Origin of the sequence: Pseudomonas sp. MIL9 (genome assembly GCF_016887925.1) — a bacterium.
Lineage (GTDB): Bacteria > Pseudomonadota > Gammaproteobacteria > Pseudomonadales > Pseudomonadaceae > Aquipseudomonas > Aquipseudomonas mohnii.
In genome coordinates this window covers 130,754-150,780 of sequence record NZ_JAFEHE010000007.1, presented here as the reverse complement: position 1 = coordinate 150,780, position 20,027 = coordinate 130,754, and the positions used below count along the sequence as shown (strand labels likewise).

General features: G+C 61.3%; 16 protein-coding genes. 8 read left to right on the top strand and 8 right to left on the bottom strand.

The annotated features are described in order from the left end of the window. Nucleotides 1-280: 280 nt before the first annotated feature. From JQF37_RS10010 to JQF37_RS10000, 3 genes are all read left to right on the top strand, one after another. The gene (locus JQF37_RS10010; protein ID WP_130209927.1) at nt 281-1,072 is read left to right on the top strand and encodes a ChbG/HpnK family deacetylase; all 792 of its coding nucleotides are present in this window, start codon (nt 281-283) and stop codon (nt 1,070-1,072) included. Nucleotides 1,073-1,196: 124 nt separating this feature from the next. Beyond that, on the top strand, nt 1,197-1,490 hold the full coding sequence (locus JQF37_RS10005; RefSeq protein ID WP_130209925.1) for a type II toxin-antitoxin system RelE/ParE family toxin: 294 nt from the start codon (nt 1,197-1,199) through the stop codon (nt 1,488-1,490). A 2-nt stretch (nt 1,491-1,492) separates the two neighbouring features. Further along, the gene (locus JQF37_RS10000; RefSeq protein ID WP_090319312.1) at nt 1,493-1,792 is read left to right on the top strand and encodes an addiction module antidote protein; all 300 of its coding nucleotides are present in this window, start codon (nt 1,493-1,495) and stop codon (nt 1,790-1,792) included. Between the two features lie 32 nt (nt 1,793-1,824). On the opposite strand, the gene JQF37_RS09995 is transcribed toward JQF37_RS10000, so the two are convergent. Beyond that, the gene (locus tag JQF37_RS09995; protein ID WP_130209923.1) at nt 1,825-2,628 is read right to left on the bottom strand and encodes a class I SAM-dependent methyltransferase; all 804 of its coding nucleotides are present in this window, start codon (nt 2,626-2,628) and stop codon (nt 1,825-1,827) included. Nucleotides 2,629-2,806: 178 nt separating this feature from the next. Between JQF37_RS09995 and JQF37_RS09990 the strand changes: the two genes are divergently transcribed. Further along, nucleotides 2,807-3,190, top strand: a complete 384-nt coding sequence (locus JQF37_RS09990; RefSeq protein ID WP_130209921.1) for a hypothetical protein — start codon at nt 2,807-2,809, stop codon at nt 3,188-3,190. A gap of 27 nt (nt 3,191-3,217) precedes the next feature. Here JQF37_RS09990 and JQF37_RS09985 read toward each other — a convergent pair whose 3' ends face one another. From JQF37_RS09985 to JQF37_RS09965, 5 genes are all read right to left on the bottom strand, one after another. Then, nucleotides 3,218-4,648 carry a sigma-54 dependent transcriptional regulator gene (locus JQF37_RS09985; protein WP_130209919.1) on the bottom strand — a complete coding sequence of 477 codons (1,431 nt, stop codon included), beginning with the start codon at nt 4,646-4,648 and terminating at the stop codon, nt 3,218-3,220. Then, the gene (locus JQF37_RS09980; protein WP_130209917.1) at nt 4,617-6,110 is read right to left on the bottom strand and encodes an ATP-binding protein; all 1,494 of its coding nucleotides are present in this window, start codon (nt 6,108-6,110) and stop codon (nt 4,617-4,619) included. Before JQF37_RS09980 ends, JQF37_RS09985 begins: the two co-directional genes overlap by 32 nt. A gap of 100 nt (nt 6,111-6,210) precedes the next feature. Then, nucleotides 6,211-7,326 carry an SCO family protein gene (locus tag JQF37_RS09975; protein ID WP_223272714.1) on the bottom strand — a complete coding sequence of 372 codons (1,116 nt, stop codon included), beginning with the start codon at nt 7,324-7,326 and terminating at the stop codon, nt 6,211-6,213. A 17-nt stretch (nt 7,327-7,343) separates the two neighbouring features. Beyond that, on the bottom strand, nt 7,344-10,151 hold the full coding sequence (locus JQF37_RS09970) for a multicopper oxidase domain-containing protein (protein WP_130209913.1): 2,808 nt from the start codon (nt 10,149-10,151) through the stop codon (nt 7,344-7,346). A gap of 185 nt (nt 10,152-10,336) precedes the next feature. Then, nucleotides 10,337-11,785 (bottom strand): HAMP domain-containing sensor histidine kinase, encoded by a 1,449-nt coding sequence (locus JQF37_RS09965; RefSeq protein WP_130209911.1) that lies wholly within the window; start codon nt 11,783-11,785, stop codon nt 10,337-10,339. Between the two features lie 292 nt (nt 11,786-12,077). Here JQF37_RS09965 and JQF37_RS09960 point away from each other — a divergent pair, with 292 nt between their 5' ends. From JQF37_RS09960 to JQF37_RS09945, 4 genes are read left to right on the top strand one after another with little or no spacing between them, the layout of a single operon-like run. Next, a complete protein-coding gene (locus JQF37_RS09960; RefSeq protein ID WP_130211623.1) occupies nt 12,078-13,424 on the top strand; it encodes a hypothetical protein in 1,347 nt (448 codons plus the stop codon). A 35-nt stretch (nt 13,425-13,459) separates the two neighbouring features. Further along, nucleotides 13,460-15,706 (top strand): Ig-like domain-containing protein, encoded by a 2,247-nt coding sequence (locus tag JQF37_RS09955; protein WP_130211622.1) that lies wholly within the window; start codon nt 13,460-13,462, stop codon nt 15,704-15,706. 59 nt (nt 15,707-15,765) lie between these two features. Further along, nucleotides 15,766-16,227 (top strand): curlin, encoded by a 462-nt coding sequence (locus JQF37_RS09950; protein ID WP_130211621.1) that lies wholly within the window; start codon nt 15,766-15,768, stop codon nt 16,225-16,227. A 27-nt stretch (nt 16,228-16,254) separates the two neighbouring features. Then, the gene (locus JQF37_RS09945) at nt 16,255-17,703 is read left to right on the top strand and encodes a curlin (protein WP_130211620.1); all 1,449 of its coding nucleotides are present in this window, start codon (nt 16,255-16,257) and stop codon (nt 17,701-17,703) included. Nucleotides 17,704-17,798: 95 nt separating this feature from the next. On the opposite strand, the gene JQF37_RS09940 is transcribed toward JQF37_RS09945, so the two are convergent. Together JQF37_RS09940 and JQF37_RS09935 are read right to left on the bottom strand one after the other, a co-directional pair. Continuing rightward, the gene (locus JQF37_RS09940; RefSeq protein ID WP_196586960.1) at nt 17,799-18,116 is read right to left on the bottom strand and encodes a DUF6124 family protein; all 318 of its coding nucleotides are present in this window, start codon (nt 18,114-18,116) and stop codon (nt 17,799-17,801) included. 1,039 nt (nt 18,117-19,155) lie between these two features. After that, nucleotides 19,156-20,019 (bottom strand): CsgG/HfaB family protein, encoded by an 864-nt coding sequence (locus JQF37_RS09935; RefSeq protein ID WP_130211341.1) that lies wholly within the window; start codon nt 20,017-20,019, stop codon nt 19,156-19,158. Nucleotides 20,020-20,027 lie beyond the last annotated feature (8 nt).

Here is a 20,027-nt window from a genome sequence, read left to right as displayed (position 1 = left end):
GGATAGCGGGACTGAATGTTTTTTGTCCGTCGACGACGGCGGCCGCGCCCGGTCTGCGGCGAATTCAAAGACTGACGACCGTTTATCGATTTGCACAGCGCCTTCGCAGCCCTTCCTGTGCGAAGCAAATCCAGCAGGGGCAAGCGCTTGATGGCAATTGGCCGCGAAGCCGGAAAATACCCATCTGACAGTTGGCGGTGATGGATGTTGGAGGCTGGTCTATACCCCTTGGATTGATTTCCGAGTCTTGGAATCCACCGACCTTCCATGGAGGACGAACATGCCGCACCGAGTCATAGTCAACGCTGACGATTTCGGTCTCAGTGCCTGCGACAACGCGGTGATCCTGGGAGCCTTCCAGGCTGGAGTCATCAGTTCCACCACCGCCATGGCCAATATGCCGGCCTTTGAAGCAGCGTGTTCACTGGCCCGGCATCCGTTGCTGGAAGGACGCGTCGGCCTGCACTTCAACCTCACCGCCGGCCGCCCGTTGAGCCGACGCATTCTGACGCGCCGGACCTTCTGCGACAGCGCCGGCCTGTTCGACCTCAACCTGTCCCGCACCCGTCTCTGGCTCGGCCATCAGGATCGCCGCGCCGTACACGAAGAACTCGAGGCGCAATGGCAACGCTGCCTGGACCACGGTGTCAGGCCCAGTCATCTGGACTCCCACCAGAACGTGCACACCATCTGGCCCATCGGCGAAATCGTCGCGCGTTTCGCCGCCGACCAAGGCGTTCCCCTGCGCCTGGCGCGTAACCTGGGACACACGCAAAGCCTGCCGAAACGTGTGTTCAAGCACCTGCTCAATCACCGCTTGAGCCGCCTGGCCGGCGCCACCGCCGACTACGTGGGCACCCCGCAGGACCTGCGCAACGCCCCCCCACCGAACGACGGTCTACTGGAAATCGTCGCCCACCCCAGTCAACTGGGTGCCGACTTTGGCGATGCTTGTCTGGATCAGGGCGAGTCGTTGAGCGCCCTGCTGGAGCAGCGACTGCCTGGGGTGCCGAGAGTGGCCTATGGCGTGGTGAGCATTGCCATGGATACCCCTGCGGAGTCGGTAGAGTAAGCCTTTACAACTTTTGCAACAGGATGTCCGGAACCACATCGCCCTACACACCCTTGGGAAAAAACACGAGTACGCAAGGAAATGTCTGACTGCTCAACCGTATCCACTTGGATACAGTCGAGTAATGAATTATCTTGTTCAGCAAACCAGCGTATTTGTTCAATGGCACGCTTCGGTTCGCGATTTGCGAGCCAGGATTGCCATAGCTCGTCGCATTGAGCGCGCTTGTGCGGGCAACCTTGGCGATATCAAGCCAGTAGGTGACGGCGTTTCCGAAATGCGCGTGGACATAGGCGCGGGATATCGAATTTATTTCACGATGCGAAACGGTGTCGTCATCGTCCTGCTGGCCGGTGGCGATAAATCCTCACAAAGCACTGATATCAAACGTGCAAAAAAATTGGCAAAGGAGGTTTAACCTTGAGCCAGACTTTGACGACTTTCGACATGGCAACACTGCTCGACAGTGAAGAAGCTATCAGCGAGTACCTCTCCCAAGTACTGGCAGACGGTGACAACGAGGAGTTTCTTCGCGCTGTCGGCTACGTGATAAAGGCCCGTGGGATGACCCAGATAGCCAAGGATTCAGGCATGGGTCGCGAAAGCCTGTACAAGGCTTTCGCCCCAGGAGCGAAACCGCGATTCGACACGGTATTGAAAGTCATACATGCCCTTGGCATCGATCTTTGCGCACAACCTGGCCATGTCATCAATCACTAAGGTTTCTGATTGGATGCCCCTCGCCTGATCGCTTACTTCACCGCCACCAAGGTAAAACACAACGGCAACTGCGCCGCTTGCTGCTGGTAGCGGTCATAGACTTCCTCGCGATTGGAATGCGGGTACTCCTTGAAGTGGCTGATCTGCAATCCGGCCGCGATGGCCCCGGTGAAGATGGCGCCCAGGGTGTGGACGAACCAGTAGGACGCGGCGGCCGGTTGCTCGACTTTGCCTTCGTAAACGATCGGTTGATGCTGGACAAAGGGTTCGGCGCGAAAGTACGAGCTGGACAGGCCGAAAGGCTCGGCGGCCTCGGGGTCGAACATTTCCAGGAACGGGTGGGTTTCGTACACCACCAGCGCGCCGCCCGGCTTCAGCGTCTGTGCCACGTGGCGGAGGAACTCGCCGATGTCCGGCATCCAGTTCAATACGCCGATGGTGATCAGCGCCAGGTCGAAGCGACCCTGCAATTGAAGCGGCAAGTGGTGAATGTCCGCCTCGATGAATTCGGGATCACGGGGTGAGCGCGACGCCAGTTCCCGCGCCTGATCGAGAAACGCCGCCGACTGATCGACACCCACCACATGCCTGGCACCCAGGGCATACAGCGACAGGCTTTCGCGACCGTTGTTGCAACCCAGTTGCACCACCTCCTTGCCGTCGACCCCGATCTGCGTCAGCAACCCGGTCAGGGTGTCATCCAGGCAAGAGAAATCGGCATGAGTCACCGCGCTCAGCAGCGCCTGCCATTCGGCGCTGTCCTTGTGGTGTCGGGCGGAGTCATTCCAGGCATCGCGGTTGCTGGCGATGGCTTTATCTTTTGTCGGCATTTCCATTGCGCACTCCAGAATCGGGTCTTGATTGACCGCGCCGATTCTAGTTCATGCCTGGCATTCGCCCCATCCGGGCTTTGTTGTGATCTTGTAAACCAGGCCGCACCGACGCCTGGCCACGGGAGCGCTATAGTTAATGACCTTGGGGAAATGCGCGAAAACCGATTTCGCAGGTGTTGCCATGAACAAAACCGAACAGACGCTGTTGTTTGCCCTCTGCCTGACTGTCGCCACTTGTGTACAGGCGGATGACAGCCTGATGCAAACCGACCAGGCCAATACCGAATTCCATTATTACGGGTCAGACCAGCCCTTCGCCCACCCCTCGCCACCGTCCATCAACACCGTGCCGCCAGGGTCGTACATCCCGACGGCGCCCGGCGACTTCATCCCGGTTTCCAGCGAGCACGTGTTCTCCGACTCACGCCTGCCGACGGTGGCGGACACCACCGTTCGCGTGTTCATCCGCTCCTACGATCCGGAACGCGGTGTCTACGTCAACCAGGAAGTCCTCGACCCCTCGTGCATGCAGTCCTGTCGCAGCGCACCGGACCCGGCCCTGTAACGGGCCGCTCCCGCTTGAAGCTGCTCTCTACCACTGGCGCTTGTCCGGGCGAGCGAGGCCGAGTTTTTCGATCCGGTAACGCAGCATGTCGCGGCTCAGGCCCAACAGGCGCGCGGACTTGGTGACGTTCCAGTCGGTCTTGTCGAGCATTTTGCGCACCATGTCGCGCTCCACTTCCGGCAGGTTCATCGACTCGGTGCCGTTATAGGACGGACGTGGCTCGCTGGGTGGCGGCTCGTGCTGAAACATCGGCGGCTCATCCACCAGGCTCAGGCAGACATTCAGCTGATGGGCGGCGATGGTGTCGCTCTGGGCCAGCAACACGGTTTGCTCGAGCATGTTGCGCAACTCGCGCACGTTGCCGGGCCAGCTGTAATTGAGCATCAATTCTTCGGCCTGGTCACTGAAATGCAGGTGTGGCTTGCCATAGCGTTTGCCATGAGTCGCCAGAAAGTGCCGGGCCAGCAACAGAATGTCTTCCCCCCTGGCGTACAGGCGCGGCACCTTGATCGAGATGATGCGCAGACGGAAAAACAGGTCGCGGCGGAACTTGCCCTGCTGGACCATTTGTTCAAGGTTGCAGTTGGTGGCGCTGATCACCCGCAGATCGACTTTGCGCTCCTTGACCGAACCGACCCGGCGAATCGTCCGGTCCTCCAGCAGCTTCAGCAGCTTGGCCTGCAGCAGCAGGTCCATTTCACCGATCTCATCGAGAAACAGCGTGCCGCCATCGGCCGCTTCGACCAGACCGAGGCGACGGTCCTTGGCGTCGGTGAACGCGCCCTTCTCGTGGCCGAACAACTCCGACTCCACCAGGTTGGACGGAATCGAGGCGCAGTTGAATTCGATGAACGGCCCTTTGGCACGTGGACCGTCGAAATGCAGGGCCCGGGCCACCAGTTCCTTGCCGGTCCCGGTTTCGCCTTCCACCAGTACCGGTGGCAGATCGGAGTTGGCCATGCGGCGTTCGGCGTCGAGCAACTGGCTGATGGTGCCCTTGAGGTAAGCCATCGGTGCCGACTCACCGATCAGCGCCTGCACCCCGGATTTCTGCGCTTCGCGCTCCTGGTAGAACGACAGCGTGCGCTCCATCCGATCGGTGGCCAGGGCCTTGTCCAGCAACAGCTTGAGCTCTGGCAAGGCCACCGGTTTTGTCACGTAATGGAATGCGCCTTCTTTCATCGCCACCACGGCGTCTTCGACATTGCCGTAGCCCGTCATCATGATCACTTTCAGATCCGGCGCGCTGATGCGCAATCTCTGGATCAGGTCATGACCGCTCATGCCCGGCAAGGAGTTGTCGGTCAGCACGACGTCGGGAACGAAGGTCCCCAGTTGCTCCAGCGCGTCTTCCGCCGAGTGGCAGACGGTCACCTCGAAGTCCTTGCGCTCCAGGTAGGTCTGAATATTCTCGGCGAGCAGTTCATCATCCTCGACCAGCAATATGCTGTGCTCCATATTCCCCTCCCGTTGCCACTTTAAAATTGAGACGGACGCGGGTTCCTTCCTGCTCCTGGCTGGTCAGTTCGACCGAGCCTTCAAAGCGCTCCATGATTCTTTTGACCAGGGCAAGGCCAACGCCAAGCCCCCCTTGTTTGGTCGTGAAAAACGGCTTGAAGACCAACTGTTGTTGTTGCCGGGTCATGCCCTTGCCGGTGTCATTGATCATCAGACTCACCTGCTCGGGCGACGTCGATTCGACATCGATGCTCAACACGCCGCCCTTGGGCATGGCTTCCAGGGCATTGGCGAACAGGCTATTGAGAATTTGCGTCAGCAGCACCTGTTGGCTGACGACCGGTGGAACACTCTTGGGCGTGAAGCGCACTTCGACATTCGAGCGCTTGATCAAGGGGTCGAAGGCGCTCAGGGCGTCGTCGACAGCCAGCACCAGATCGACGTTTTCATCGTCGTCATTCACCGGGCGCAACGACACCAGCAATTCGCGGACCCAGCGTGACATGCGATCGACCTGGCTGATGATGTCGCCGATGTTTTTCTGCGCGGTCTGGCTGGCGATTTCCTGGGCCAGTTCGGCGCTGGAGCGGATGTTCGCCAGCGGGTTACGCAAACTGTGGGCGACCGCCGAGGACATTTCCCCCAGGGCGACAAACGTCTCGTTGGCGATCAGTTGTTTCTGCTGACTCTGCAGCAGCATGGCCGCCCGCCGCACGATCCAGAACAACCCCAGGTAAATGGCCGCGCCACCGAGCAGGGTCGCCAGCCAGATCGCCTTGAATCCACGCTGGATGCGCGCCACCAGATCGACCGGCTCCTTGTAGATTTCCACCATGGCAATCACTTTGCTTTTGTCGGCGTTGAACATCGGGATGTAGTTCTCGACGAACAAATACTCGGGTTCGCGCAGCAGTTTTTGCTCGGGACGCTCCTCATCGATTTCGTGGTAGCTGGTGGACACCGTCTCCTTCATTTCGAAGGACTCGTCCAGCTCCTCGTCGCCTTCGACGCGCATGCCGATCATTTCCGGGTTGGTCGACCAGACCACGGTGCGATCCAGTGCATACACCACCGCCAACAGGCAGTCCGGCAGGTGCTCGACATGGTCGAGAAACTCTATGCGGGCAGCGGCACGAGAACCGGGATTGACGTCGGGGTAAGCGTTGTCCAGCCGCGGGTCGAGCATTTCGCCCATGGTCCTGGTCGTGGTGATCCCGGCATGGCGGATTTCTGCGTCACCAATGGCCTGAATGAATTGGGCGGTGAGCATCGAATCGCGCTCGATGCTCTCTTCGACCACGAAGCGCGTGGAGACATAACCCAGCCCCAGGGCCACGGCAGCAATGATGAAAAAGCTGGCCAGGGAAAACCAGCGCACCAGATTGAAGGCCGGACGCCAGCCCTTGCCTGCTGCGGCCGGCGTATCAGGCGCAGGTGTTTTTTGTTGTTCTAGTATCTGCATGGAACCGTCCTGGATACGGAAACAAGCCTTCTTAGCCATGTTCCGAATCAGTGTAGGTGGCATTGATCGGGACAGGCTGCCCAATGAAAGTATTTCGCCACTATTGCGCCAGGGTCTTATCGGGTGCCTTGCCGGGCAGCGCGATGGCGTGACGATGTTCCGGCTCCTCTGCACGGGTAGCCAACGACGTCGCGACCGGATGCTGACGGTCGGTTTCTTCCTGGAGGAAGTCGATGATGGACTGCGCCGAATGCTCGTCCATGCGCAGGTTGGGCATCGGTATATTGTCGAAGCGCTCGAACAGCTCCATGGCGATGGGGTCTTTTTCCGCGAGCATGCGGTCCGGCTCGCGAATCCAGCGGTTGAGCCAGGCCGGATCACGTTGGCGGGTCACGCCGACCAGATCGGGGCCAATGCTGCGCATGCCGATGCCCTGCCCGTCCAGCGGGCCAAGGCTGTGACACGACGCGCAGCGGGTGCGAAACAGTTCTTCGCCATTGCTCGGCGGCCGGATGGGCGGGGCGTCGGCGTAGCTCTGCTCAATGCTCGGTTGCTTCCAGTTCTGCAAGGTGTTGGCCAGTTGATCGGCCAGAATCCACGGATTTTCGAACGGCGACGCTTTCATCCAGCGCCCGGTTTGCTGGTTGCCGACAATCAGGCTCAGGTTGTGATCCTTGCTGCGCCCGTTATCGACACCTTCGATGAACAACCCCAGTTTTTGCCGCAACTCGGTGACATCGGCGAATTCCCCGGTGAGGAACTGCCAGCCCGGCCCGACCTGGAAGCGTCGCGCATAAGCCTTGAGCACGGCGGGTGTATCGCTCAGGGGATCAATGCTGATGGAATAGAAAAAAACGTCCTTGCCGACCCGGTCGCCGAGCAGTTTCTGCACTTGGCGCAAACGCGCGGTTTCCAGCGGACACGAGTCGCTGCAGGAGGTGAAGATGAAGTTGATCACCACCACTTTGCCCTTGATCAGGTCATCGAAAAAACGCACCTGCCGACCGTCCTGGTTGGTCAGCAGGGTGTTGGGGAAATAGTCGCCACCCCACGGGGTGGCGGAATCGGCGACCGCCGTCTCGGCGGCTGTCGGCAGGGGCGCGGGTGTCGACGGCGACTGGCCGGCGACCAGCAACTGGCTGGCCAGCACGCAGGTCGCCAATACCAGCACCAGGTGCATGCCCCAGTCTCGTGAGCGTGGTGTTTGCCACTTCATGTCGACACCCTCCCGGTTCATGGTTTAACGGTCACTTGTGGGCCCAAGCCATCGCCCGTGCGGAAGGTTGGCAACGCGGCGGAGTTCACGTAGCGCACACCGTCCCAGCTGGGCAGCGGAGTCGGCATCAACTGGAATTGCCCGGGCTTCTCAATGTCCCAACGCAGCAGCATCGAGTTGTCCTCATGCTGGGTGTTGTGACAGTGCTCCATGTAGGTCCCGGCGAATTCGCGGAAGTTGATCGCCATTTCCACGCTGTCCAGGCCATCCTTTTCCGAGCCGATGCGGTACACGTCCTTGCGTGCCCATTTCTCCCATTCCGGTGGTGCCTTGCCGCCGCGACTGAGGATCACCCCTTCCTCGAAATGCACATGCACCGGGTGACTCCAGCCTGTACCACCGGCCTTGATGTTCCACACTTCCAGGGTGCCGAAACCGGCGGCCCCGGCATCGGTGGGGCCACTGGCCAACTGGGTCGATGCGTTCAAGCGACGGGGGTCCATGTGGAAGCCGAAGCCGCCATCGGTCTTGACTGTCCAGGGTGCCTCGTCGGTGCCGTCGGAGCGACCGAAGACAAAGGTGCGGTGACGGGCCTTGGCCAGCAGCGCCTTGTCGGCAGCGTTGTCGCGGTGGATCTTCAGCGGGATCATCACCAGGCCTTCAGCCTTGCCCGGTTTGGCCGGCTCGTACAGCGCCGGGTCCATGGCCAGGTCCTGACCGGTGTAGGGCTTGACGTTGAGCTGCAACACCTTGCCCACCGCCGGGTCGCCCCTGTCCCACTGCGGTCCCTTGCTGGTTTGCTTGATCACCGCCAGGTATTTCTCGGAGAGCACGTCGGCCAGGGAGACCGGTTCCTTCGGTCCTTTGCCATCGTCGTGCACCAGCAGGTTGACGAAGAAAATCTTGTCCCCTGGCTTGATGCCGTTTTTCGCGAAGTTGACGATGATGTCGAAGCGCTCGGCAATGCCCTGGGTGGGCAGGATTGCGTTGTGGTTCTGTTTATCGCCGTCGGCGTCGAGGTCCATGGTGCCGTCGAAAGGCACGCTGTGTTCCATGATGTTGCCGTCGTTGGCAATCATGTGGAACGGCACGCGGGCATAGGACACACCTGAGCCCTTGGGCCCCTGGAACTCACCGCTGGTGCCCTTGATTTCACGCACCAGCGCAAACTTGTAGTAACGCGATACCGAACCGTTGAGCATGCGGAAGCGATAGCTGCGGGCGCGCACATCCAGGCTCGGTTTCCATTGCCAGTTGACCAGCACCTGGTCCCCGATGAAGCCGTCGGTGTTGAACGGGTTGAACCACAACTGACCGTTCTGATCCCAGGCCTTGTCGGCGAACACCAGGTTGACGTCGTAGTCGCGGTTACCCCAAGGCAAGGCGCTGCCGCTGGGGAATCGCAGGTTGACGCCGTCCTTCACCGATTCGTTGCCGCGATCCAGGGCGCTGTAGTAGTTCATCATCGCCGCGTTGCCCTTGTAGACGTTCTGCGCGGTGAAATCGAGCATGTGGTCGTGGAACCAGTGGGTGCTCATGGTTTCGCGCCAGTCGCCACGGATCTTGATCGTGCCGTTCTCGCAGGTCTTGCGGCTGGGATTGACGTCGTTGGTCCACAGGGTTTCACCCGGTGCGCAGGGGAATGCCGCGCGTGGGTCATGGGCGTCGGTGTTGATGCTGTCATAGCCTGCCAACTGGATCGGCCAGCGATAGTCGTAATACTGACCCGGGAAGAAAAACGCGTTGGCATAGCCGTCGCTTTCCGCCGGCGCGTGACCGTTGTGTTCGTGGGTGCTGATGGTGTGCAGGCCAAACCCCATGTTTGCCGACGGGTCGATGGGCAGGCCGTTGTAATGGCGCATCAGCACCGGTTGGCCGTACCTCACCATCAATAATTTTGGTGGAAAGGTACCGTCGAAGGTCCAGAGCGAGTTGTGGTTCTGCACCGGCATGTTCGGGTGAAAACGCGCATCGACGCCCTTGGAGGTGCCATTCGTTATCGGTACACCGGCGACGTTGTGGTAGAGGCCACCGGGGCCGAACTCGCCGACGGCATAGCCGTGCATCTGATGACTGTCACGCCAGCCGCTGTTGACCCGCGCACCGGTCTGCACGGTCTTGTAGGCCGTCTGCGGGTAGAACTCGTTCCAGCGTTGATGCGACCAGCCCTTTCCTGGTGGCCGGCCTTCAGCCGACGAACCGATGTGGCGGTTGAGGAAATATTCGATCTGCGCCTGCCACGGGTTGCGGTCCACCACGTTGGCGTACTGACTGGGGAACGGCGTCAGTCCCGGCTGACGCATGAACGCATCGAGCGCGGCATTGGGTGGCGCACTGCGGGCCGCACTGGTGGGGTCCTGCTGGGGCAGCGGGCCGACGGCTGCCGGTGGAAACGGCAAGAGCGCCACAGGCGTGGTGGGGTCGAGTTTTTCCGGACCGAACTCCTCGAACAGCACCAGTTGCTGCGTGAACGGTTGAGCACCAAACAACGGGCTCGGCTTGCCATTGGTGGGGTAGTTGAAACTGGTCTGCACCGTGGGCGGCAGAACGTTTTCCACCCGTGTGGAATCGCGTGTGCCTTTGACCCCGTCAGGCAAATCGAAGGAGTCTTCGTTGGCATCAGGCATGGTCAAAATGGCGTTCAACGCCGCAGCCTTGTCTACCGGTTCATCGTAGTAAGCAGAAGGGTCAGACGGCTCGGGCTGTCGCTCGTCGTCTATAGGTCCTGCGCGCAGCGTCCCTGTGCTGAGTGTCATCGAGAGAAGGACGCTCAACGGCGTCAACAGGCCGAACCACTTGAAGGGATACCGCGCTTTTCTGTCCATCACCAGCCGCCTCGTATGCGTGAAGGGGGTGATGGGGGTTTTGCAAATAGCTCGCCAAATTTGTAACAGCGTTATTCAAAAGGATTAATACTCAATGAAACAATGGCTTACCAACATCATTTCGCCATGACTTGAAAAACGACTGGGGAATGGCACCCGCTAGCGGGGAAAGTTCGCCCCCATTGTCAGGGAATCAACTTGAACGACAGACGGACACGCGTACCCTCGCCTTCGCGACTGTCCAGCGCCACAGCCCCGCCAAAACGCTCCATGATGCGCTTGACCAACACCAGCCCGACGCCAAGCCCGCCGCGCTTGGTGGTGAAGAACGGTCGGAAGGCCATGGCGCGCTGTTCTTCATTCATGCCTTTACCGGTATCGCTGATCACCACACAAACGCGCCGGGAGTCGGTCGGCTCCAGGGTGATGGTCAGCGTACCGCCCTCGTCCATGGCTTCCAGGGCATTGGCCAGCAAACTGTTGAGGATCTGCGTCAACTGCATCGGTTGGCTCAGCACCATCGGCGTGTCCTTGGGCTCGAACACGACATTGATCCGGGCCTTGGCGATCTGCTGTTCATAAGCGCCGAGCGCATCATGCAGCGTGGCCACCAGGTTCACCGGCTCGGCCTCGTCACTCAACGGTCGCAAGGATTGCAGCAACTCGCGCACCCACTTCGACATCCGGTCGACCTGACCGATGATGTCATTGATGTTCTTGTGCGCAGGCCCACTGTCGAACTCCAGGGCCAATTCGGCGCTTGAGCGAATGGTCGCCAGCGGGTTGCGCAAACTGTGGGCGACCGCCGACGACATCTCGCCCAGGGCGACAAAGGTTTCGTTGGTGATCAACTGCTTTTGCTGTTGCGCCAGCAGAATCGCCGCACGCCGCACAATCCAGTACAACCCCAGGTAAATCAGCCCGCCGCCCAGGGCCGTGGCCAGCCAGATCAGCACCAGGCCGCGCATCATGCGATTGATCAGGTCCTGGGGCTCTTTATAGATCTCGACCATCGCGGTGACCTTGTCGCCATCGGCATCGAACAGCGGAATGTAGTTCTCGATGAAGATGTATTCCGGAGGCGTCACGAACTTCTGTTCCATGCGGGTCTTGTCCACATCGTGGTAACTGGCCGATACCGGGGTCATTGAGGCAAAGGCCCGATCCAGGTCTTCATCGGCATGAATGGTGGTGCCCATCAACGCAGGGTTGGTCGACCAGATCACCATGCGGTCGGGGGCATAGACGTTGGCCAGGATCACGTCGGGCAAGTGCGAGATGTGGTCGAGGAATTCACCGCGGGCATTGGCCCGGGCCATCGGGTCGACGTCGGGAAAGTCGCGGTCTTTGCGCGGGTCGAGCAATTCGCCCATGGTCCGCACGTTGGGGATCGACACATGGCGCACCTCGGCCGAGGCAATCGCGGTCAGGAACTGTGAGGTCAATAACGCATCGCGCTGCACGCTTTCGGTAATCACGAACTTCGTCGATACCGACCCCAACGCCACTGCCACCGTGCCGATCACCAACAAGCTGATGAACGAAAACCAGCGCAGCAGATTGAACGGCTGCTTGCGCCTGCTCAAGCGGATGTCGCCCTTCTCGGGCGCCAGTGTTTTTGCCTGCGTGGTCATGGACGTTTTTCCGACAAAACCCCTACAGGGTTTATAGCCCACTAATGGCAGTTTGCCCGACTTTGGGCTGGATTCCCCCCACCCCTTCCCCACCCATGCCGCTATCCCCACCTCCCCCCAATGCTGGGGAAAGAGGCCCGTTCCCGAGATCGGGTCAGCGCCCGCGCTTGCACCGCGCAAGCCTTTGGCTCGGGCCTCCGAGGGGCATTTCCAGCGGTTGGTATGGAAGTTGCCGAAGCCCTGTCAACTGACCCATCCCCAAGGGGCAGGTACTCTGATAGAGGGAATACACATGCACCCTTTACTGTCCAAAACCGCGACCGCCCTGGTCGTGACCGCCCTGGCCCAGGGCATTGCCCAGGCCGCGCTGTTTGCCGTAGACCCCGGGCCCTATTTACCGGCCATCGGCTCCTTCGCCTCCTGGTACCAGGACACCCATGGCCGGACGCTCGATTTGTGCCTGTCCAAGGCCGTCAGTTCGCGGGTACCCAGTGCGCCGGGCGCTCCCACCTACATGTGCAATCTGTTGCCGGCTCCCGGGATCTTCGACGATGCGCAACCGGTGGTCTTCCCGAGCAACTTCCCCGATGAAGCGTTCTGGTTCACCGGTGACGGCTCCATCGCCGATGCCGCTCGCGGTGTCAACCTGACGTACGTCAGTGCCGTCGAAGCCGCCTTCAGCGGTGGCGACCCGGTCGAAGGCGACCAGATCAGCTTTGCCCGCATCCGCATTCGCGTCGACGTGCCCGCCGCTGGCACCTACGTCATCACCCACCCCTATGGCGTCGACGTCTTCAACGTCGACACCCCCGGGCGCCGGGCGATCAACATGACCCGGGACATCGGGATCGGCGCACCGAAAACCTACGACGGCGCGCTCAAAGGTGACATCGGGCCGTTCCTGCGCAGCGTCAATGGTCCATACACCGAAACCAACCCGGTCACCGGTTCCGCCGAGCAATTCGTCGGCGACCCGAACCTGGTGGAAGCCTTCACCGGCAGCCCGTTCAATACCAACTACATCCGCATTGAAGGCCCCAACGGGCTGGATCTGCGCACGACAGTGATGGCCATCTCCGGCAAGTTGTCGACGGTGGTCCGGCCGACCCCGATGATCGCCCAGCGCAGCACCTACTCGCGCACGGCCGGCGCCAGTGCGCCCGTGGCCCAGCAGGACGTTTTCGTGCTGGCCCCGCCGCCGCCCGCCAAAGTGACCCTGGACAGCAACAACCCGGTACTCAACCTGACCGAGGCCGACACCACCGGCAGTTGGTACGCCCAGTCCGCAACCAACCCGACGTTGCCGAGCACCCTGCAGGTGACCGCCGACAATCACCTGGCCATCCCCAGCAGTACACCGACCACCTTGCCCATCCCCCTGACTGACCTGGTGGTGATTTCACGCGCCGAGTACAGCCTGAGCACCGGGCAAATCACCGTGGTCGCCTCCACCAGCGATGAAACATCGCCGCCCGTGCTCACCGTCACTTCCGCAGGCGGTGCAACCATCGGGGCCTTGAGTGGCGACGGTGCAGTGAAAACCCTGTCCACCGGGATCTCACCGATTCCGCCGGCCAGGGTTCAGGTGACGTCATCCAATGGCGGCAGCGATACCGAAGAAGTGGTCATCGTGCAATGAACGCTCACATGGCCAGATCCTCATCAGGAGGCATCATGAACAAATTGCCACGCCTGGCGCTCAATGCCCTGGGACTGACTCTATCGCTGTCCGGCAGCGCTTTCGCGCAACTCGCCGCCGTTGACCCCGGCCCTTATACCTTTGCCACGGGGAAATTCCCGATCTGGTATCAGGACAACAACCTGCTGTCGATGGAACTGTGCCAGTCCCGGGCCGTGAGCTCGCGGGTGGCGGCCGCCACACCACCGGCCTACATGTGCACCCTGCTGCCGACACCCGGTATTTTCGACGACACCCTGCCGATGGTGTTCCCGGATAACTGGCCAGACGAATCGTTCTGGTTCCTCGCCGACGCCACCATTCCCAACAACGCCGCCGGCTATGGAATGGACGCCTACGTCGCCGGGATCGAAGCGGCATTTGCCAGCGGAAATCCGCTCGATGGCGATCAAATCAGCTTTGCGCGGATCCGCATGCGGATTAACGTGCCAGTGGCCGGCACCTACACCATCACCCATCCCTATGGTGTCGAAACGGTCAATGTCACCACGCCCGGTCGGCGCGCCATCAACATCACCCGGGACATCGGCGTCGGGGCACCGGGGGTTTTCAACGGTGCATTGAACGGCGCGATCGGACCCTTCCTGCGCAGCGTCAACGGGCCTTACACCGAAGTGAACCCGGACACCGGGGCCATCGAAACCTTCGTCGGCGACCCGAACCTCACCGAGCAGGTCACCGGCAGCCCCAACAACACCAACTTCGTCCGCATCCAGGGCCCCGCCGGGACCATCGAAACCAACCTCTTCACCGTGTCCGGCAAGGTCCTCGATAACCGGGCGCAAACAGCGGTGGAACTCAACCGCGCCACTTACCGCCGAACCACATCGGGCACCGGCACCAGCACCCGGGTCGAAGTCTTCGGCAAGGCCGACAACAGCTCCACGCTGTGCTTCCGCGAAACCGTCGCCCTGGTACCTGGCCCACCGCCAACCCCCTGCCTGACCAACCTGACCGGCGACGGTACGGGTCTGTTCTTCGGCCATCGTCTGTTCAACGGCCCCGTGCCTGCGGTGGTGGTGCTGACCGCCACCGATCCCACCGGCACCACTCGGCCGACCGCCGTTTCGAGCAAGCTCAATGACCTGGTGAACATCCAGACCGCTCGCTACAACTGGAGCAATCACAGCCTGCTGATCGAGGCGACATCCTCTGACGAAGTGGCGGTTCCGGACATGGTCGCTCAAGGCTATGGCCGCCTGTCGAAGTCCGGCACCCTGCAACGCCTGACGGTGGCGGACCTGCCGCAACCACCCGCCAGGGTCACCGTCAAATCCGCCGCCGGCGGCAGCGACACCGAACCTGTGGTAGTGGTCGGCACCGCACCGGACAGTGGCGAGAACCAGGCGCCGATCGCCGTGGCCGACAGCGCGAGCACCAGCTTCGGCGTACCGATCACCCTCAACCTGCTGGCCAACGACAACGACCCGGATGGCAACGTGCCGCTGAGCATCACCGCACTCACTCAACCGGCCGCCGGCCAGGGCACGGTGGCGTTGAGCGGATCGACCGCCGTCATCTACACCCCGCCAGCCGTGGTCAATGCACCACTGACCACGACCTTCACCTACAAGGCTCAAGACGTCAAAGGCCTGGCCTCGGCCAATCCTGCGACGGTGACCATCACCGTGGCGCCCAACCAGCCTCCGGTAGCCGTCGCCGACAGCGTCGCGACCCTGGGTGTGGCTATTCCGATCAGTGTGCTGGCCAACGACACCGATCCGGAAGGCAACCTGCCGCTCGCCGTCGCCAGCTTCACCCAACCACCGACCGGTCGCGGCACCGTCACCAGTAATGGCACGGTCCTGACCTACACCCCACCGGCCACGGTCACCACGGCCTTCACCACGACCTTCAGCTACTTCGCCCGGGACAGCTTCGGTGCTGTGTCGACGACGCCGGCCACGGTCACGGTGCAAGTCTCGCCACGGCCTGCCGCGGAAACCTTCACGGTGACCACGGCCACGGTGTCCGCCCGTTCCAATAACCGCTTCACCTGGGACTTCGCAGGCACCTCATCGGTGACCACCGGCAACACCATCACCATCCAGGTCAGCACCCCGACCGGGCTGCAAACCCTGGGCACTACCACTGTGCCGGTGACCGGTCGCTGGAGGCTGACGGTGAACAACACCACCACGGTGATTCCGTCGGCGAACCCGACAGCCACCATCACCTCGTCCCAAGGCACCGTGCGCACCGTGTCGGTGATCTCGAACTGAGCCCTCGCCCCATCGACTCCCGAGTCGATGGGGCTGGCCTCTTCCCACAGGACAACGCCATGAAAATGTCGACCGCCACCCTGCTCTGCCTGCTTCTGCTTTGCAGCAGCGCAGGCGTGCGCGCCGATGACTTGATGGAGAACGAAGACCTCGCCCCTGCCGCCGATCTCGGCGAGCTGCCACCGCTCATTGGCCAGCACGCACTGATCGACCAGAACGGCCAGGCCAACATCGCGCTGTTGCAGCAGAACGGTCAATCGCTGCTCGGCCAGATCGTGCAGTCGGGCAGCAATCAGGAAGCCTGGATCCTGCAACAAGGCAGCGACCTGATGGCATTGATCACCCAGCAAGGTTCAGGCAACGCCGCTTCGATCATCCAGAGCGGCAGCCACAACCGCGCGCAAATCGCCCAGAACGGCAACAACAACGACGCCCGCATCGAACAGGCCGGCTCGGGACAGCAAAGCGCCGTCACCCAGGCCGGCAACGGCATGAGCGTATCGGTCAAACAATATCGCTAAAGCACTGCACCACTTGGAGGTTTCACCATGTTCAAACTGACGCCCCTCACCGCCGCCATCCTGGTCATTGTCAGTGCCCAGGCCGTGGCCGACGACAGCCTGTCCACGCAAACCCAGTACGGTACCGCCAACATCGCCGATGTGAAGCAGACCGCGGCTCCGCTCAGCACCGCCACCCAGCTGCAAACGGGCCAGGGCAACGATGCCGCCGCCGTGCAAGACACCGCCACCGGGACCATCAGCCAAACCCAAGGCGGCGACTACAACGCCGGCTACGCCGAGCAGTTGTTCGAGGACAACAGCACCATCACCCAGAACCAGAGCGGCAGCTTCAACACCAGCCATGCCAGCCAGTCGATCGGTGTCGGCGGCGGCGAAGCCCTGCAGCAACAGGAAGGCACCGGCAACTTCTCGTTCATCTACCAGGACAGCCAGGAAGGCACGACCGCCAAGACCTACCAGTACGGCGACGGCAACGAAGCCAACATCGAACAGATTCAACTGGGCACGGGCAACAACGCCGTGATCATCCAGTACGGCACCACCAACTACGCGACGGCCGAACAGATCGGCCACATGGGCGGCCAGATCGACATCAACCAGGCCGGCAGCACCAACTATGCCTATGGCGACCAGCGCAACGGCACCGGCGGCAACCTGAGCATCAACCAGTCCGGCGACGCCAACGGCACCGAAATCTGGCAAGACACCCAGATCGGCGCCAAGGCCACCGTCTCCCAATACGGGCAGACCAACGAAACCGTGGTCGACCAGAGCTTCGGCGAAAACAACGTGGCCCAGGTGATGCAAGTCGGCGACCTCAACGCGATCTATGCCGACCAGTTCGAGTCCATGGGCTCGACCCTGGCGCTCTATCAAACCGGCTCGAGCAACGTGCATTTCACCTACCAGAGCGGTGATAACCATACGCTCAACGCCACGTCGGTAGGTACCGGCAACAAGGTCTACGCCAGCAACTGGAAAGGCCCGGAAAAAGGTGGCCAGTTCGGTAGCAACCAGCGCGCGACCGTCAATCAGAACGGCACCAACAACGTCGCCAACTTCACCCAGAACGGCGCCGGCCACATCATGACCACCAACCAGACCGGCAGCGGCAACAAAACCACCGTGACCCAGGCCGATTCCTACAACGAGCTGTACTTCGACCAGAACGGCAGCGACAACATCCTCATCGCCGACCAGCGCGGCACCACCAACCTGGCCCAGGGCAGCAGCAACGGCAGCGGCAACAGCACCGAGTTCAACCAGGAAGGCAGCGGCAACCAGGCGTTCACCACGCAGCTGTATGGCGAAGACAACGTCATCACCATCAAGCAGGCTGACACCATGAACGTCGCCTACGTCACCCAGGGCGGCACCGCCAACATTGCCAGCGTCAATCAGAGCGGCGTGGCGCAGACGGCCAACGTGCAGCAGTTCGGTACGGCCAACTCGGCGACTGTCATGCAGAAGTAAGTGCGTGGGGTGAAAGACCGCGGCCCTTTGCGGGGGCGCGGTTTTTTTATGGATCGTAAAACTACCTGTGGCGAGCTCGCCACAATGGACCGGTATTAACCTGGCGGAGCGAGGTTATCCAATGCGCGGTTCACCGACAGTTCGGCCAGCATGATCACCTGCTGGATACCCAACAACATGCTGCGCTGCGGCCCGTCCACAAAAGTCGCGAAATCCGTGGCCATGACGCTCGCGGACGCCAGTGATTCACAGGCGTGGGCCAACAGGCTTTCGGTGTCGATGTCGGGGGCGATGAGGAACATCTTGCTGGGGGTGTGGGGAGTGCTGGATTTCAGGAGGGTGGGTTTGAGGTGGAGGCTGGAGGCAATGTTTTCGTGATTTGATTCGGGGGGATTGGGGGTGGGTTTGGGCATGGTGGAGCTCCGTTTGCTGGTTAGAGCTGCTCCCTTCGTTTCCAGGCGAAGGGTGGCAGCTGTACGCAGGCTGGAAACCCGGGGAAACGGCAACCCGGTAGACCCGAAGGTCTCCCGCGCACAGCCGCCATAACGGAGTGCACACATTAAAGGCGCGCAAGCATACGTTATGAAGGGCGCTTTTGCGCCGTTTAGTTAGTCACCGGGTTTCCAGTCCAGGGTCGCCGAATTGGCAGCGACGGCCGGCAGATTAAAAAAGCCACTTCCGACCGGCAACCCTAAAATCCTGTGGGAAAACACCCGCTGAATGCCGAGCATGTCGGCACTTTTTGTAGGAACTGCGGAAGGTTGCTTCTCCATCCGGGCCAGGTAGGCCGGCAGGATATCGACCGTCGCAGAACTACTGTGGGAGCGAGCCTGCTCGCGATGACGGTGGCACATCCAGCCTCGAAGTGCCTGACCCTACGCCATCGCGAGCAGGCTCGCTCCCACATTGGATTGGGTACACCTGCGGGTGATTGGTCGGCTATAAGGCCGCCATCGCTGCGATGCGGCGCCCCGACAAGCCAGCTCCCACAGAAAAGCACGACGGCGTAAACCCATCCGCTCCTCACCACTCATCAGGCCGAGCGTTAGCTCGCCTGCAGCTCTTGATCTTGATCCACCCGCCCCTTCGGGAGGCTGAGTGGAGGTGTGCATCCGGGGAGTGGCGCGCAGCGCCGTTCGACGCAGTCGAACACGCTGCATGTAGGTTGAAGCGAAGCCAACCGGAGGGCAGTGTCCCCGGATGGATACCGCAGCGAAGGAACGCCGAGCCCCAGCGAGGGGCCGGACGCTCGGGGCGAGCGTTTTTTTGGTTACTTTTTTTAGGCGCTTGTAAAAAAAGTGACTCGCCGTAAGGGCGAAACCCTAAGCCGCCGTTACCGCAGCAACGGATATGTACGCGGTCAACAACACACAGGTCAGCTGTCAGGCCGCCTTCGCCGGCAAGCCAGCTCCCACAGTCGATCGAGGTACACCTGCGAGCGACCACCCAACCTCACTCCCCCGCCCCCTCAGTACCCACCTTGTTCTGCGTCAGATAGCGATCCAGCGTCGCATTAGTGTCCGGCGAATTATCCCCGGCCACCTGCCACAAACGCCGCTCGATGCCCTGGGCCAACAAATGCCCCACCGCCGCCTCGATCGCCGACAACACACACAACTGCGCCGGCTCGTTGGTGGTGTAACCGACTTCAGCCTCAAGCAACTTCTTGAACTCGATGAACTTGAACACCCCGGCACTGCGGCCCACGGAGTAGATGGTCTTGCTGGTCATCACGTTGGCCAGCACCTGCCCGCTGCGCACGTCCACCGCCCGCAGGTTGACCGTGACCTGATCCACGCGATACTCCCGGGAAATGTCGATGCCCAGGTAGCGCGCCCCTTCCCCGCCGCTCTTCACGTTGGTGTCATAGGCGATGATGCCGCCCTCGAGCATCATGTTCGCCGCTTGCAACGGTGGCAGCTCACCCTGGATGTTCACCGGGGTATTGGGTTTCTTTTGCGAGGCCCGGATGATCTTGCGCTCGGTCAACAGGTTCTGCAGGCCTTCACGCTCCAGCACCACGAACCAGCCGCTGGCCTGCAAGGCGTCCATCAGCATGCTCGCCGCGCCCTGGGTCACGCTGGTGGAGAAGGAACTGGCGGGCGTCGGCTTGTACTGCCCGGTCTGATCGCGGAAGCCATAGACGACCGCCATCAAGCGGCCCTTGGGCCGTGGCATGTTCAACAGATCGTAGTAGGTAGAGGCCCTGGGGGTCAGGGTCGGGGTTTCGGTGTCCTGCTCGGCGCCGATCGGCTCGCGCAGACCGCAGCCTTGAAGCGCCGCCAACAGCATCCCCAGCACAATTATTTTTTTCATGTCCATTA